This window comes from uncultured Tateyamaria sp. (genome assembly GCF_947503465.1).
In the GTDB taxonomy this organism is placed as follows: Bacteria; Pseudomonadota; Alphaproteobacteria; order Rhodobacterales; family Rhodobacteraceae; genus Tateyamaria.
The window spans coordinates 1,440,843-1,454,500 of the sequence record NZ_CANNDN010000001.1; the positions used below are offsets into that span (position 1 = coordinate 1,440,843).

The window sequence follows — 13,658 nt, forward strand, 5'->3', positions numbered from 1 at the left end:
ATCAATGCGCAAAGGCTACCACAGGTTGCAACAGTGGGTCATGAAAACTTCATCACGCCGCCGGCGTCTGCGCGGGCCGGTACAGCGGGCCAACGGCAACAGCCAGAATTCCGATATTGAACACCACGTTGGACGCCTGCCCCGACACGACGGAACCGGCGCTGTCCAACACGAACCACAGGCAAAGACCGGTCACCACCGCCCTGCGCACGCCCTCCGGGGCCGCGTCGAAAACCCAGGCCTGCAAGCACCAGATCGTCGTGGCCCACCCCAGCAACAGACCCCCCATGATGGCAGCAAGAAACCTGCTCGCATCGGTGCCGTACACGGGCAACCCGTCCAGGGGCAGACCCAGCAGATCCAGCGTGAATTGCAATGGTGCGGACGTCGCCACCATGCTGCCCAGAAACATCACCGGCGCAAAGGAACCGATGACAAGTGCCGTGATCCTCAGCCAGAATTTTTGAAAGTCCCGGGTCATGTGCGCCTCCCTTTTCAGACTGACAACTGGGTAGCGGACGCGGCAGAGGCCCATCAATTACCTTGCAGGTAATGGATCAGGGGCACGCCCGGCGCTAGGCTGGGGCCATGTCAGATTTTCCCGGCACACTCCGCACCTGGCGCAAGGCGCGCCGCCTCAGTCAACTGGACCTCGCAGGCGAGGCGGACGTGTCGGCGCGCCACATCTCGTTTCTGGAAAGCGGCCGATCACAGCCCAGCCGGGACATGATCGCGCGGCTCAGCGACGCGCTGACCTTGCCGCTGGATGCCCGCAACCAGTTGCTGACCCATGCCGGTTTTGCCGCACGCTATCCCAGCCGGGCCTGGGATGATGCGGACATGGCCCCGATCCGGGCCGCGGTTGACCATATGCTGAAGGCGCACGCCCCCTACCCCGCCCTGGCTGTGGACAGGCTGTGGACCGTGATCGACATGAACCGGCCCGCCGCCCTGCTCTTTGGGGCGCTGGGACTGGCGCCCGGGGGCAGCCTGCTGGATCTGATGATGTCGGACGACGCGGCCCCCCTGATCGAAAACTGGCCCGACGTGGCGCATCATGCCTGCCAGCGCCTGCGCACGGAAAGTGCGGCCCAGGGCGGTGTGCCTGCCCTGGACCGGGTGGCCGACCATCTTGGCGCGGTGACCGGGCGCACCCAAAAACCAACCGGCCCCGTGATCCCCACAATCTTCAATACCGGCGGCATGCGCCTGTCGGTCTTTGCCACCATCGCGCAACTGGGCACGCCCGAAGATGTCGCTCTGGATGACCTCAAGGTCGAACTATACTTCCCCGCAGATGCCGAAAGCGATGCAGCGCTGAGGGCCATGGCGGCTGATCCGGGTTGAGGGGCCGCGCACGGCCTCGGGCGTCAACCCGTCACCCAACCGGTGACCGCCTGGTCCCTTGCATTCAGGACGCGACACCTGTCCGGGCCTGCCCCGGCCGGATCCCTGCACATCGCAACACACGGCTTGCGGCGCTGTTCCTCAGGACCGGGCAACACGTGCCAGGGCATTGCGCGCAATCAGGATGTGAAACGGCATGATCGCCGCCAGATACAGACGCCCGCCCAAATTGTGCGGATGCACCCATGTGGCCAGCGACACCAGACCGTCCTCGGACCGGACGGACACGCGAAAGTCGAGATGCCTGTCGTCAAAGCCGGCAATCAGTTCCGTACCCGTCTCGCTTTCGACCGGGAACGGCCCCAACTTGTCATCCGCGGCGGGTCCATCCTGCGACAGACCGAAAGGGGCGGTGATCACCCCGCGCAGCATGACCAGCGCCTGCGCCCATGTGGGAAAGGCGGTGATGATCTCGGCCGCGCGGCGCGGGCCTAGGGTGCTGGCCACACTATAGCAGTCCAGGAAATCGCCCTGCCCGATCCGGGCGCTGAGCATGCTGGCCGCGGGCAGCCGTGTGGCCGTGACACGTGGTGCGGACATGATCCGTCCCTCCTGTGATCGTCGATGCTTACCCTAGTGACGCAGACGGATACGCACCCTGTGACATGAAATCACAACGCCGGATACATTTTGCCACGGCGCAACAGGGCAGTGCAGCCCCCCGGACACGAAAAAGGCCGCCCCGTATCGGAGCGGCCTGTCGTTGCTGTAGGGTGGGCAATGTGCCCACCAAACCCTTAGTTCTTGGCGTAGAATTCGACGACCAGGTTGGGTTCCATCATCACCGGATACGGCACGTCGCCCAATGTGGGGGTGCGGGTGAAGGTGGCGGTCATCTTCGAATGGTCGGCCTCGATATAGTCGGGCACATCACGCTCGGGCAGCTGGGTGGCTTCCAGCAGCACGGCCAGTTGCTTGGACCGGTCACGCACCTCGATCACGTCGCCTTCCTTGACGCGGTACGAGGGGATGTTGACCTTGCGACCGTTCACACGGACGTGGCCGTGGTTCACGAACTGACGCGCGGCAAACACGGTCGCCACGAACTTGGCGCGGTACACAACGGCGTCCAGGCGACGCTCCAGCAGGCCGATCAGGTTTTCACCGGTGTCACCGCCCACACGGACAGCCTCGGCATAGATTCGGCGGAACTGCTTCTCGGTCAGGTCGCCGTAATACCCCTTCAGCTTCTGCTTGGCGCGCAGCTGGATACCAAAATCCGACAGCTTGCCCTTGCGGCGCTGACCGTGCTGGCCGGGGCCATATTCACGACGGTTGACGGGGGATTTGGGGCGGCCCCAAATGTTTTCGCCCATGCGGCGATCGATCTTGTACTTGGCAGACGTGCGTTTTGTCACGGCTGATCTCCTTCGTTCAGGTTGTCGAAGGGCGTTGTCCTCTCCCCGGATTTGGCCGGGACGACAGGGATCTTCTTGCGAAGGCCACCAACACCAATGAAGCCGCGCTTATACGCGCAGAATCATCAGAGTCAACGGCTGCCCGGGCCTGGCATCGCCGCGCATGCGGCATGGCGGAAACAGGGGGTGATGTGATCATTGACCAGGCCCGTGGCCTCCATGAACGCATAAACAATCGTGGGGCCCACGAATTTGAAGCCGCGGGCGCGCAGGTCCCGGGACACCTGTTCGCTCAGCTTCGTCTTGGGCGGGACCAGATCGCGGCTGGCAAAATTGGTCTGCAACGGCTGACCGTCGACATAATTCCATAAGAATTTATCAAAACCGATGGCCTCGTTAACCTCGAGGTAAGCGCGGGCGTTGGTTATGGTGGCCTCGATCTTGCCCCGGTGACGGACAATGCCCGGATTGCCCAGCAGGCGCTGCACATCCGCGTCGCCCCATGTGGCAACCACCGCCGGGTCGAACCCGGCAAAGGCATCGCGAAACGCATCGCGCTTGCGCAGGATCGTGATCCAGCTCAAACCGGCCTGAAATCCATCCAGGATCAACTTCTCCCACAGGCTGCGCGCGTCATGTTCGGGCACGCCCCATTCGGTGTCGTGATAGGCCACGTAATCCGGGGCCTCCCCCTCCCATCCACAGCGATGCAACACGGCAGATCCTCCCTGCTTGGTTAACGGATAAAATTAGAACAAAATGCAAACATTAAGAGTGTTTTTACGGCTTCCGACCCATGGTGACCACAGATTTTTGAACACAAGGGTCCTGCCAACCCATGAGCAAAAGACGCTTCCAAAACGTGCCCACCGGGGCCGATTCTCCGTTGAACGCGGCGGTGTCATCGCGTGACCGCAGCACATTGTCGATGGTCGAACAGGCGGTCAAACACCAGCAGACCCTGCTGGCGTTCCAGCCGGTCGTGATCGCAAACGATCCCTCGCGCGTCGGGTTTTACGAGGGGTTGATCAGGGTGATGGATGAAACGGGGCGCATCATCCCGGCCAAGGATTTCATGCCGGTGGTCGAACGGGCCGAACTGGGGCGCGAAATCGACGTCGTCGCGCTGAACATGGGACTGCGCACGTTGCACGAAAATCCGTCCATCCGGCTGTCCATCAACATGTCGGCGCGGTCAATCGGGTTCCAGCGCTGGATGCAGACCATGAACCGCTGGCTGAAAAAGGACCCGTCGGTCGGCGAGCGACTGATCCTCGAAATCACCGAAGGGTCGGCAATGGATCAGCCCGAACTGGTGGTCGACTTCATGGACAGGCTCAGCTTGAAGGGGATCAGCTTTGCGCTTGACGACTTCGGGGCGGGCTATACCGCGCTGCGGTATTTCAAGGACTTCTATTTCGACGTGCTGAAGATCGACATGGAATTCTGCCATGGCATCGCGGGCGACCCCGACACGCAGGCCCTCACCGGCGCCATCATCCAGATCGGCCATCACTTCGACATGCTGGTCGTGGCCGAAGGGGTCGAACGACAGGAAGACGTGGACATGCTGACGCAGATGGGGGTCGACTGTTTGCAGGGCTTCTATTTCCAGGCGCCACAGGTCCGGCCGAACTGGCTGTTTGGTCAGCGTCCCGGTGCGCAACAGGCGGGTATGCGCGCCTGAGACATAACGTCCGTTGCCGCATGGCAGCGAATCCGGTAGTGCAGCCGCAGCGCGGGACCATTCTGAGGCCCGCACCGGCGCAAAAAACGCCCTCGGACGTGCGAAGTCTCGGAGTGGTCCTCATCAAATTGACAGAGGACCTGACACTATGACCAACATCGTCATCGCATCAGCCGCCCGGACTGCCGTCGGCAGCTTTGGTGGCTCATTTGCCAACACCCCCGCACATGACCTCGGCGCGACCGTGCTCGAAGCCATCGTCGAGCGGGCGGGCATCGACAAGTCCGAAGTCTCCGAGACGATCCTCGGTCAGGTGCTGACCGCGGCCCAGGGCCAGAACCCGGCCCGCCAGGCGCACATCAACGCAGGCCTGCCCAAGGAAAGCGCCGCCTGGTCGATCAACCAGGTCTGTGGCTCGGGCCTGCGCGCCGTCGCCCTTGGTGCCCAGCACATCGCCCTGGGTGATGCCGACATCGTCGCCGCCGGCGGACAAGAGAACATGACCCTGTCGCCCCATGCCGCGGCCCTGCGCGCCGGTCACAAGATGGGCGATCTGAAATACATCGACACCATGATCCGCGACGGTCTGTGGGATGCGTTCAACGGCTACCACATGGGCCAGACGGCAGAGAATGTTGCCGACCAGTGGCAGATCACGCGCGACGCGCAGGACGAATTCGCCGTCGCCTCCCAGAACAAGGCCGAAGCCGCGCAAAAGGCAGGCAAGTTCGCGGACGAAATCACCGCCTTCACCGTGAAGGGCCGCAAGGGCGACACCATCGTCGACGCCGACGAATACATTCGCCACGGCGCGACCATGGAGGCAATGCAGAAACTGCGCCCCGCCTTCACCAAGGACGGGTCGGTCACCGCCGCCAACGCGTCGGGCCTGAATGACGGTGCCGCCGGTGCCCTGCTGATGAGCGCCGAGAACGCCGAAAAACGCGGGATCGAGCCACTGGCCCGCATCGCCAGCTACGCGACCGTCGGCCTTGATCCGTCGATCATGGGCGTGGGCCCGATCTATGCATCCCGCAAGGCGCTGGAAAAGGCCGGTTGGAAGCCCGAAGACCTCGATCTGGTCGAAGCCAACGAAGCCTTTGCCGCGCAGGCCTGCGCCGTGAACAAGGACATGGGGTGGGACCCGTCCATCGTGAACGTGAACGGCGGCGCCATCGCCATCGGCCACCCCATCGGCGCCTCGGGCGCGCGCATCCTCAACACCCTGCTCTTCGAGATGAAGCGCCGCGACGCCAAAAAAGGCCTCGCCACGCTGTGCATCGGCGGCGGCATGGGCGTTGCCATGTGCCTGGAACGCGACTGATCGGTCTTGGGGTGCGCCGTCGTGGCGCACCCATATCCCAAAATTCATGCGGCTATGCTGCGCAATAATATTGCGCTTTGATGCCGTTTGAGGGAAACAATGCGAAACAAATCCCAAAAGGAGTTCACCCCATGTCCCGTGTAGCCCTCGTCACCGGCGGTAGCCGCGGTATCGGCGAAGCCATTTCCAAAGCCCTCAAAGACGCAGGGTACACCGTCGCCGCCACCTATGCCGGCAATGACGAAGCCGCCGCCAAATTCACGGACGAAACCGGCATCAAGACCTACAAATGGAACGTGGCAGATTACGACGAATCCAAGGCGGGCCTCGCACAGGTCGAAGCCGACCTTGGGCCGATCGACGTCGTGGTCGCCAACGCGGGCATCACCCGTGACGCGCCGTTTCACAAGATGACGCCGGAACAATGGCACCAGGTCATCGACACGAACCTGACGGGCGTGTTCAACACCGTGCACCCGCTCTGGCCGGGCATGCGTGAACGCAAGTTCGGCCGCGTGATCGTGATCTCGTCCATCAACGGCCAAAAGGGCCAGTTCGCCCAGGTGAACTATGCCGCGACCAAGGCCGGTGATCTGGGTATCGTGAAATCGCTGGCCCAGGAAGGTGCACGCGCAGGCATCACCGCCAACGCGATCTGCCCCGGCTATATCGGCACCGATATGGTCATGGCGGTTCCGGAAAAGGTGCGCGAATCGATCATCGCGCAAATCCCCGCTGGCCGTCTGGGCGAACCGGAAGAAATCGCGCGCTGCGTAGTGTTCCTGGCCTCGGACGATTCGGGGTTCATCAACGGCTCGACCATCTCGGCCAACGGCGCACAGTTCTTCGTCTGACAAAACGGTGTACGGGCTGTGCACACATTGTGCACAGGCGGTGCACACGGGTTTGACCACAAAAAAGGGCCGGTGCATCGCTGCACCGGCCCTGTCTTATCCCGTAAGATGGCGCGCGCCCATCAGCGGGAAGTCTTGCCCCCGAACAGCCAGGTCCAGGCCTCGGCCAACATGGCACCACGTTCGGCGTGGGCGCGTTCCAGGCCCTTGCGGATGGCGGGGTGTGCAGATGTCTCGAACATGGGCGGTATCCTTTGGATCAGCGTTTCTGAATTGATCTGAATATGCGCCCTAGCAGACAACCTGACAAACGAGTCTTTCCAAGGCTTCACTTAAGCTGTACTTAAGTGATCATGTCTGAACGCCTCCCCCCTCTGACCGCCCTGCGCGCCTTTGACGCCGCCGCCCGCCACATGTCTTTCGCCAAGGCGGCAGAGGAATTGCGCGTCACCCCCGCCGCGCTCAGCTTCCAGATCAAATCGCTCGAAGAGCACCTGGGCACGCAAGTGTTCCGCCGCTTGAACCGCGCGGTCGAACTGACCGAAGCAGGTCGTGCCATGGCCCCCGGACTGGCCGACGGTTTCCAGATGCTGGGCGCCGCGTGGCGGGCCGCCGAACGCACGTTGGACGATGAAACATTGACCGTCACAGCCGGTCCCGCGTTCACCGCCAAGTGGTTGGCACCCCGTCTTTACGACTTTGCGCAGGCACATCCCGAAATCGAACTCAGGTTCTCCGCCTCGCTTAAACTGGTGGACCTCAGCCGCGACGCCGTCGATGTCGCCATCCGCTTTGGCCCCGGCAAGGACGAAGGCGTCTATTCCCTGCCGCTGGTCGAGGAATGGGTGTGCCCCGTCATGACCCCGGACATGGCCGCCCGGTTTCCCACCCCCGACAGCCTACGCGCAGCGACGCTCATTTTTGACGACAGTATCGCTTTCCTGAAACCGTCCAGCGACTGGGCCACGTGGTTCCGCATGATGGGCGTTGATTTCGCACCAACCACAGGCCCCAGGTTCAGCCAGGCAGACCACGCCGTCGACGCCGCACTTGCAGGTGTCGGTGTCGTCCTCGGGCGCCGATCATTGGTGGTCAAGGATCTCGATGATGGACGTCTCGTGGCCCCGTTCCCCACTGCGCTCGACACCGGCATCCGCTTCCGGTTCCTCTGCTCGGAAGGGGCCGAAACCCGCCCCCAGATCGCCGCCTTCCGGGACTGGATGCTTGCCGAGATCGACAAAACAGGCCACATCACCAAACAGATGATCCGCAAGCCCGCCGCGAACTACCAGGCCGAATGACACGCACCACCGCCACCCTGATCGGCTTTGTCGCTGTGCTCCTGTGGGGTGTGCTGGCCTTGCTGACCGTCGGCTCTGCTCCGACACCGCCCTTCCTGTTGAACGCGCTGTGCTTTGCGATTGGCGGCACGCTGGGCCTGGTCTGGACCGCCGCCAGCGGTGGGCTGTCACAATTGCGCGTCGTGCCGGTCCAAGTCTATGTCATGGGGACGCTGGGCCTCTTCGGCTATCACGCGCTGTATTTTTCGGCCCTGCGCCTGGCCCCCGCGGCCGAAGCCGGTTTGATTGCCTACCTCTGGCCACTGCTGATCGTGTTCGTGTCCGGCCTTCTGCCCGGGGAAACGCTGCGGCGTGGCCATGTGTTCGGCGCGCTGATCGGGTTTTCGGGTGCGGCACTTGTCATCACCGGCGGGGCCACGGGTTTCGACGCAAGCGCTTTGCCGGGCTACATGCTGGCACTGGCCTGTGCCGCGACCTGGACCGCCTATTCGATCCTGTCGCGGCGCTTTGGCGCCGTGCCCACCGCGTCCGTCGCCGTGTTCTGTGTCGCCAGTGCCATTCTGTCCGTGCCGCTGCACCTGATGCTCGAGGACACGGTGTGGCCCAGCGGCACGCTGGGGTGGGCAAGCGCGATTCTGCTTGGCCTCGGCCCCGTCGGACTGGCCTTTTATGTCTGGGACATCGGGGTGAAACGCGGCGACATCCAGATGCTCGGCACCGCGTCCTATGCGGCGCCGCTCTTGTCGACGATCGTTCTTGTGGTGGCTGGCGTTGCTGCGCCCAGTTGGTCACTGGCTCTCGCGGCGATTCTGATCACCGGCGGAGCGCTGCTGGCAGCCCGCGCCAGCCTGAAAGTGCGCCCTAACTCGAAAGTCGGGTAATCTCTTCTTTCAGTTTCAGCTTCTGTTTTTTCATGGCGGCCACTTCGACGTGATCCACACCAGGGGATCGTTGGGCCATATCCACCTGATCACTCAGGTTCTGGTGCTTCTTTTTCAACTCTTCGAGATGGGCAATCACGCTCATTCGGTCCTCCTTGCTGATAAAGTTGCTCCCACAGCCAAGCACAGCTTTGTCGCCAAGTCACGCCGCAGGCGCAGCATATGGATAAGCTTGACGTAGGTACGGTTAACGGCCCGTTAAAGGGTCAGAGCGGCGCCATCCCGCAAAACCGCTTGAATTTCAGATCGATAGCTATCGCCATCGCGTTCATGCTGCGTCCCTTCGTGTAAAATGATGGGAAAATGCTGGCGAAATTCTGCGCGCCCGTTCTTGCGCGCCCGAAAAATAACCAGCTCTGCCGGTTTTCCGATCCGGGGACAAAGCGGCCATGTCTCGGGGCTGCCCAGCCGCCCCGCAGCACCGGCCAGCAGGTCCGGCAGCCGCGCGGCCCGGTGGATCATGTGCAGATACCCCTTGTGCGCCAGCCGCCGCGCCGCGGTATCAATCCACGCTGCCACGGGTGTCTCTGCCCCGCGCCCGGCTTCGCGCCCCACATCTGTCGCGGACGCCCCGGCCCCCCGGTCAAAAAACGGCGGGTTGGCCAAAACGTGATCGAAACTGCGTGTCTTCACCGCTTCGGGCATGTCGGTCAGATCAGCGCAAAAGGCCTCCAACCCGTTGCGCGCGGCCAGCGCGGCATAATCCGCCTGACGCTCGATCCCGACCAGGTCAAGCCCCGGCACCCGCGCCCCAAGGCACAGCGCCGCCGTCCCCACGCCGCAGCCCAGATCAAGCACGGCCTGCCCCGCCCTTGCCGGCACAGAGGCCGCCAAAAGCACCGGATCGACCCCCGCCCGATACCCGGCACGCGGTTGCCACACATGCACCCGCCCGCCCAGAAACGCGTCATGCGTCAGATCATCGCCCAAGGTCGATGTCATTGTCCGTGACCACTTTCAAAGCGGCGTCATAATCATCGGCCCGTACCATCAAGCGGCGTGGAAAGATGCCGATGCCACCTTCCAGGACGCTCATGTTTACGTCCATCTGAAAGCAGTCTATATCCTCGCCTTCAAGAAGGGCAGAGGCAAAGGCGATGATCGTCGGGTCAGTACTGCGCAAAAGTTCCTTCATATCATGGATGTAGGGGCACACCGGCCTAGCTGTCGAGGGGTGCAATGAGGAAAGTGATGGACGCGTCCGCAATCGCAAAGCCGCATGACCGTCTGGCGGCCTATCTATCGGCCGATCTGGAAGGCGTGAACGACCTGATCCGCGACCGCATGGCGTCGGAACATGCGCCCCGCATTCCCGAAGTGACCCGCCACCTGGTCGAAGCGGGCGGCAAGCGCCTGCGCCCCATGCTGACGCTCGCCGCGGCCCACCTGTGCGGCTATCCCGGCCCCTATCACGTGCATCTTGCGGCCACGGTCGAATTCATCCACACCGCCACCCTGCTGCATGACGACGTGGTGGACGAAAGCGGCCAGCGGCGCGGACGGCCCACGGCCAACTTGCTGTGGGACAACAAATCGTCGGTGCTGGTGGGCGACTATCTCTTCGCGCGCAGCTTCCAGCTGATGACAGAGACCGGCAATATCGACGTTCTGCGCATCCTGTCGGACGCCGCCGCCACCATCGCCGAAGGCGAAGTTCTGCAAATGACCGCCGCCCAGGACCTCGCCACGGACGAGGCCATCTATTTGCAGGTGGTGCGCGGCAAGACGGCCGCCCTGTTCTCCGCCGCGATGGAAGTGGGCGGCGTGATCGCGGGCAAGGACGCCGCCACGACGCAGGCACTTTTCGACTACGGCGACGCGCTTGGCATCGCATTTCAGATCGTGGATGACCTGCTGGACTACCAGGGTCAGGCCTCGGCCACCGGCAAGAATGTCGGTGACGATTTCCGTGAACGCAAACTGACCCTGCCGGTGATCAAGGCCGTGGCACAGGCCGACAGCGAAGAGCGCGCCTTCTGGTCCCGCACCATTGAAAAGGGCCAGCAGGATGACGGCGATCTCGACCACGCGCTGGCCCTGCTCGGCAAACATGGCGCGCTAGACGCCACACGACAGGATGCCATTGCCTGGGCGAAGAAGGCCAAGACGGCGCTTGGCACCCTGCCCGCGCATGATCTGCGCGACATGCTGATTGACCTGGCCGATTACGTGGTCGAACGGATCAGCTAAGCGTCGCGGGAACGCACCACCAATCGGGGCGTTCCGCGGCAATCGCGCTGGCCGCAAACTGCGCAGCTGACCGGGTGGGAAACAACCCGAAACAGGTCGCACCCGATCCCGACATACGCGTGACAAGAACACCCGGCGCCGCCTCAAGGCCGCGCAGGACCCGATCAATGCCGGGCGCGATAGCCATCGCGGGGGCCTGCAAGTCGTTGCGCTGCGCACGCAGCCAATCCAACCACCCCCGCATGCCTGAGTGACGCGGTGGCAACGGTGCCATGCCCGCATTGTCCTTGCGCTGCAAACGGGCAAAGACCTTGGGCGTCGCCACATGCAGGCCCGGATTGACCAGAACGGCAAAGAAGGTCGGATCGTCTGCAACCGGCGTCACAACGTCGCCAATACCGCCCATGCGCGCGGCCCGTCGCACCATGCACACCGGAACGTCAGCCCCAAGGGCCAGCGCATCCGGTCCAGCCCCCAAAGCACGCAACACAGCCGCGGCATCAGCCGATCCGCCACCAATCCCCGCGCCATGGGGCAGGTTCTTTTCTATCTCGATGTGACCGGTCCAACCCGCCAGGTCCGCCGCGCGCCACGCAAGGTTGCGCGCATCCGTTGGAACACCATCGGCAAACGGCCCCGTAACATCCAGTGACAGGGCATCACCGGGCGTCAACCTCAACCGGTCCCCCACATCCGCAAAAACCACAAAGGAATCAAGAAGATGATAGCCATCATCGCGTTGGCCGGTCACATGCAGGGTCAGGTTGATCTTGGCGGGCGCAAAGGCCTCAATCGTCATTCGCAACCTTCAGGGGTTCGGCGCCTTCCTCTTCCAGCACCTTGTCCAGCCCCACTTCCAGCTTGCGGCGCATCCGGTCCGGGTCCGCCTCGCCATCCACCTCGTCGGGATCGACAAAGCTCAGCGCCCGCATCCACTGGAACTGCGCCTCGCGCTCGCGCCCCACGGCCCAATACACATCGCCCAGGTGGTCATTCACCACCGGATCAATCGGCATCAGTTCAACGGCCCGCTCCATATGGTCCACGGCCTCTTCGTAGCGGCCCAGCCGGTACAGAACCCAGCCCAGCGAATCCACGATGTACCCGCTGTCGGGGCTGGCGGCGACCGCCTGCTCGATCATCTCCAGCGCTTCGTCCAGCTTGATCTGCTTTTCGACCAGCGAATAGCCAAGATAGTTCAGGACCTGCGGCTGGCCCGGGTTCAGCTCCAGCGCGCGACGAAAATCCGCTTCGGCCTTGGGCCATTCCTTGAGGCGCTCGTGGGAAATCGCACGCGCATAATGCAGGAACCACGCGCCCCGCGCATTCGGGTCCGTCAGGTCCAGCGCACGATCATAGGCGGCAACCGCATCTTCAAATCGGTTTTGCTGACGCAGCACATCGCCCAGCGTCGAATGGACTAGCGCCAGATCGCCAAAGCGTTTGGCAAGCTGCTCCAGCACCTCGATGGCGGCATCCGGCTTGCCGGATTCGCGCAGGGCGGCGGCGCGCCCCAACTCGGCGGCGTGAAAGGCCGGGTGATCCGCGGGCACCTGTTTATAGGCCGCGTTCGCCAGCTCGTATTGCTGCAATGTCTCCAGCAGGTCGGCATTCAGCAGCAGGGCATCGACGTGATCCGGGCGCAGATACCGCGCCACGCGACCGTAAAGCAGCGTGTAATCCGCCCCCGCGTCCTGGCGCAGCGCGCCCGCCAGCGAATAGAACACCTCGGCCATACCGTCGCGGGCCGACGTGATATGGGTAAAGGCCAGCGTCTCACCGGCCTCCAGCGCCAGGGTCATCGCGTCCAGTTCCGGGTCGGTCACGGACCCGAACGCAGCCTCAAGCGACGCAATCGCATCCGCGTTGCGGCCCAGTTGCGACAGGACTTCGGCCCGTGCCATCGCGCCACGGCGTGTCTGTTGCAGCGGACCGGAGCCATCGTTTTCAAAGAGATCCGCCGCGGCCGCGAACTGTCCCAGTCCCGCCAGCGCCATCGCCTTGTGATACAGGGCAAATCCGCGTACGCCCCGCTGCTCTGACACGTCATCAAAGGCCGCCATGGCCGCCTCTGTCTGATCGTCGCCCACCAGGGCCCATGCGTTCAGCAGCCCATCCACAAGGGGTCCGATGCCCTGCGTCTCGGTGTCCCGCGCCAGGTACGCGGCATAGTCTTCCTGCTTCAGCATCTCGGCGATGATGACCATGTGGGCGGCCTGACTGCGCGCGCCGCGTTCTTCCACCAGGCGCGCAATGGGCAGGGCGCGGTCCACGCGGCCCAGGGCCAGCTGGGCCACAATGGAATCCTCCATCAACTCCACATTGCCCGGATCACGGGCAAGGGCCTCGGTATAATACCGCGCCGCAGCTTCAAAATCGCTCAGGATCGCGGCCTGCCGTCCGGCCAGATACGATCCGGCAACGGATTGTGCGGATGTGGTGTGCGGCGCGGTCGCCAGAACGGCGGCCAGGGCAACACTGGAAAGAAGCGTTCGGATCACGGGGGCACTGCCTTTTCTCTGTTTGACCAGAGGCTAGCACGTCTGGCCCCATGTGCAATGTGGCCTCGCGCAAGTGTCAGCGGATGGGTGCCAGA

At 63.3% G+C, this 13,658-nt stretch carries 16 protein-coding genes; 7 read left to right on the plus strand and 9 right to left on the minus strand.

Annotated features, from left to right (window positions below; translation table 11 throughout):
* Window positions 1–52: 52 nt before the first annotated feature.
* Window positions 53–481: a hypothetical protein gene (locus Q0844_RS07350; protein WP_299043432.1), complete on the minus strand. Its 429-nt coding sequence runs from the start codon at window positions 479–481 to the stop codon at window positions 53–55.
* Between the two features lie 107 nt (window positions 482–588).
* Here Q0844_RS07350 and Q0844_RS07355 point away from each other — a divergent pair, with 107 nt between their 5' ends.
* Window positions 589–1,347, plus strand: a complete 759-nt coding sequence (locus Q0844_RS07355; protein ID WP_299043433.1) for a helix-turn-helix transcriptional regulator — start codon at window positions 589–591, stop codon at window positions 1,345–1,347.
* Between the two features lie 141 nt (window positions 1,348–1,488).
* On the opposite strand, the gene Q0844_RS07360 is transcribed toward Q0844_RS07355, so the two are convergent.
* From Q0844_RS07360 to Q0844_RS07370, 3 genes are all read right to left on the minus strand, one after another.
* A complete protein-coding gene (locus Q0844_RS07360) occupies window positions 1,489–1,947 on the minus strand; it encodes a DUF2867 domain-containing protein (protein WP_299043434.1) in 459 nt (152 codons plus the stop codon).
* 197 nt (window positions 1,948–2,144) lie between these two features.
* On the minus strand, window positions 2,145–2,765 hold the full coding sequence (gene rpsD, locus Q0844_RS07365; RefSeq protein ID WP_299043435.1) for a 30S ribosomal protein S4: 621 nt from the start codon (window positions 2,763–2,765) through the stop codon (window positions 2,145–2,147).
* A 131-nt stretch (window positions 2,766–2,896) separates the two neighbouring features.
* Window positions 2,897–3,478 carry a DNA-3-methyladenine glycosylase I gene (locus Q0844_RS07370; protein WP_299045243.1) on the minus strand — a complete coding sequence of 194 codons (582 nt, stop codon included), beginning with the start codon at window positions 3,476–3,478 and terminating at the stop codon, window positions 2,897–2,899.
* 125 nt (window positions 3,479–3,603) lie between these two features.
* Between Q0844_RS07370 and Q0844_RS07375 the strand changes: the two genes are divergently transcribed.
* From Q0844_RS07375 to Q0844_RS07395, 5 genes are all read left to right on the plus strand, one after another.
* Complete coding sequence (locus tag Q0844_RS07375) at window positions 3,604–4,452, plus strand: EAL domain-containing protein (protein WP_299043436.1); 849 nt, start codon at window positions 3,604–3,606, stop codon at window positions 4,450–4,452.
* A gap of 148 nt (window positions 4,453–4,600) precedes the next feature.
* Window positions 4,601–5,776, plus strand: a complete 1,176-nt coding sequence (locus tag Q0844_RS07380) for an acetyl-CoA C-acetyltransferase (protein ID WP_299043437.1) — start codon at window positions 4,601–4,603, stop codon at window positions 5,774–5,776.
* A 131-nt stretch (window positions 5,777–5,907) separates the two neighbouring features.
* Window positions 5,908–6,630 (plus strand): acetoacetyl-CoA reductase, encoded by a 723-nt coding sequence (gene phbB, locus Q0844_RS07385; RefSeq protein ID WP_299043438.1) that lies wholly within the window; start codon window positions 5,908–5,910, stop codon window positions 6,628–6,630.
* Window positions 6,631–6,983: 353 nt separating this feature from the next.
* Window positions 6,984–7,931: a transcriptional regulator GcvA gene (locus tag Q0844_RS07390; protein ID WP_299043439.1), complete on the plus strand. Its 948-nt coding sequence runs from the start codon at window positions 6,984–6,986 to the stop codon at window positions 7,929–7,931.
* Complete coding sequence (locus tag Q0844_RS07395) at window positions 7,928–8,812, plus strand: EamA family transporter (RefSeq protein WP_299043440.1); 885 nt, start codon at window positions 7,928–7,930, stop codon at window positions 8,810–8,812. The genes Q0844_RS07390 and Q0844_RS07395 overlap by 4 nt, the downstream gene beginning before the upstream one ends.
* On the opposite strand, the gene Q0844_RS07400 is transcribed toward Q0844_RS07395, so the two are convergent.
* The 3 genes from Q0844_RS07400 to Q0844_RS07410 form a co-directional block, all read right to left on the minus strand.
* Window positions 8,793–8,957 carry a DUF465 domain-containing protein gene (locus Q0844_RS07400; RefSeq protein ID WP_299043441.1) on the minus strand — a complete coding sequence of 55 codons (165 nt, stop codon included), beginning with the start codon at window positions 8,955–8,957 and terminating at the stop codon, window positions 8,793–8,795. The two genes, Q0844_RS07395 and Q0844_RS07400, sit on opposite strands and share 20 nt — an antisense overlap.
* Before the next feature lie 113 nt (window positions 8,958–9,070).
* Window positions 9,071–9,814: a methyltransferase gene (locus tag Q0844_RS07405; RefSeq protein ID WP_299043442.1), complete on the minus strand. Its 744-nt coding sequence runs from the start codon at window positions 9,812–9,814 to the stop codon at window positions 9,071–9,073.
* Window positions 9,792–10,007 (minus strand): DUF2007 domain-containing protein, encoded by a 216-nt coding sequence (locus Q0844_RS07410; protein ID WP_299043443.1) that lies wholly within the window; start codon window positions 10,005–10,007, stop codon window positions 9,792–9,794. The genes Q0844_RS07405 and Q0844_RS07410 overlap by 23 nt, the downstream gene beginning before the upstream one ends.
* A 56-nt stretch (window positions 10,008–10,063) precedes the next feature.
* On the opposite strand from Q0844_RS07410, the gene Q0844_RS07415 reads away from it, so the two are divergent.
* Window positions 10,064–11,062, plus strand: a complete 999-nt coding sequence (locus tag Q0844_RS07415; protein ID WP_299043444.1) for a polyprenyl synthetase family protein — start codon at window positions 10,064–10,066, stop codon at window positions 11,060–11,062.
* Here the strand turns inward: Q0844_RS07415 and Q0844_RS07420 are convergent.
* Entirely contained in the window at window positions 11,055–11,861 is an 807-nt protein-coding gene (locus Q0844_RS07420) for a 4-(cytidine 5'-diphospho)-2-C-methyl-D-erythritol kinase (protein ID WP_299043445.1), read from the minus strand. The genes Q0844_RS07415 and Q0844_RS07420 overlap by 8 nt on opposite strands.
* Complete coding sequence (locus Q0844_RS07425) at window positions 11,851–13,563, minus strand: tetratricopeptide repeat protein (protein WP_299043446.1); 1,713 nt, start codon at window positions 13,561–13,563, stop codon at window positions 11,851–11,853. The genes Q0844_RS07420 and Q0844_RS07425 overlap by 11 nt, the downstream gene beginning before the upstream one ends.
* Between the last annotated feature and the right edge of the window lie 95 nt (window positions 13,564–13,658).

What these genes read in the sequence shown, in the direction of transcription:
- Q0844_RS07415 (WP_299043444.1), top strand. Translation starts at nt 10,064, where the DNA reads ATGGACGCGTCCGCAATCGCAAAGCCGCATGACCGTCTGGCGGCCTAT.
- Q0844_RS07420 (WP_299043445.1), bottom strand. Translation starts at nt 11,861, where the DNA reads ATGACGATTGAGGCCTTTGCGCCCGCCAAGATCAACCTGACCCTGCAT.
- Q0844_RS07395 (WP_299043440.1), top strand. Translation starts at nt 7,928, where the DNA reads ATGACACGCACCACCGCCACCCTGATCGGCTTTGTCGCTGTGCTCCTG.
- Q0844_RS07350 (WP_299043432.1), bottom strand. Translation starts at nt 481, where the DNA reads ATGACCCGGGACTTTCAAAAATTCTGGCTGAGGATCACGGCACTTGTC.
- phbB (WP_299043438.1), top strand. Translation starts at nt 5,908, where the DNA reads ATGTCCCGTGTAGCCCTCGTCACCGGCGGTAGCCGCGGTATCGGCGAA.
- Q0844_RS07410 (WP_299043443.1), bottom strand. Translation starts at nt 10,007, where the DNA reads ATGAAGGAACTTTTGCGCAGTACTGACCCGACGATCATCGCCTTTGCC.
- Q0844_RS07405 (WP_299043442.1), bottom strand. Translation starts at nt 9,814, where the DNA reads ATGACATCGACCTTGGGCGATGATCTGACGCATGACGCGTTTCTGGGC.
- Q0844_RS07360 (WP_299043434.1), bottom strand. Translation starts at nt 1,947, where the DNA reads ATGTCCGCACCACGTGTCACGGCCACACGGCTGCCCGCGGCCAGCATG.
- Q0844_RS07390 (WP_299043439.1), top strand. Translation starts at nt 6,984, where the DNA reads ATGTCTGAACGCCTCCCCCCTCTGACCGCCCTGCGCGCCTTTGACGCC.
- Q0844_RS07400 (WP_299043441.1), bottom strand. Translation starts at nt 8,957, where the DNA reads ATGAGCGTGATTGCCCATCTCGAAGAGTTGAAAAAGAAGCACCAGAAC.
- Q0844_RS07380 (WP_299043437.1), top strand. Translation starts at nt 4,601, where the DNA reads ATGACCAACATCGTCATCGCATCAGCCGCCCGGACTGCCGTCGGCAGC.
- Q0844_RS07355 (WP_299043433.1), top strand. Translation starts at nt 589, where the DNA reads ATGTCAGATTTTCCCGGCACACTCCGCACCTGGCGCAAGGCGCGCCGC.
- Q0844_RS07375 (WP_299043436.1), top strand. Translation starts at nt 3,604, where the DNA reads ATGAGCAAAAGACGCTTCCAAAACGTGCCCACCGGGGCCGATTCTCCG.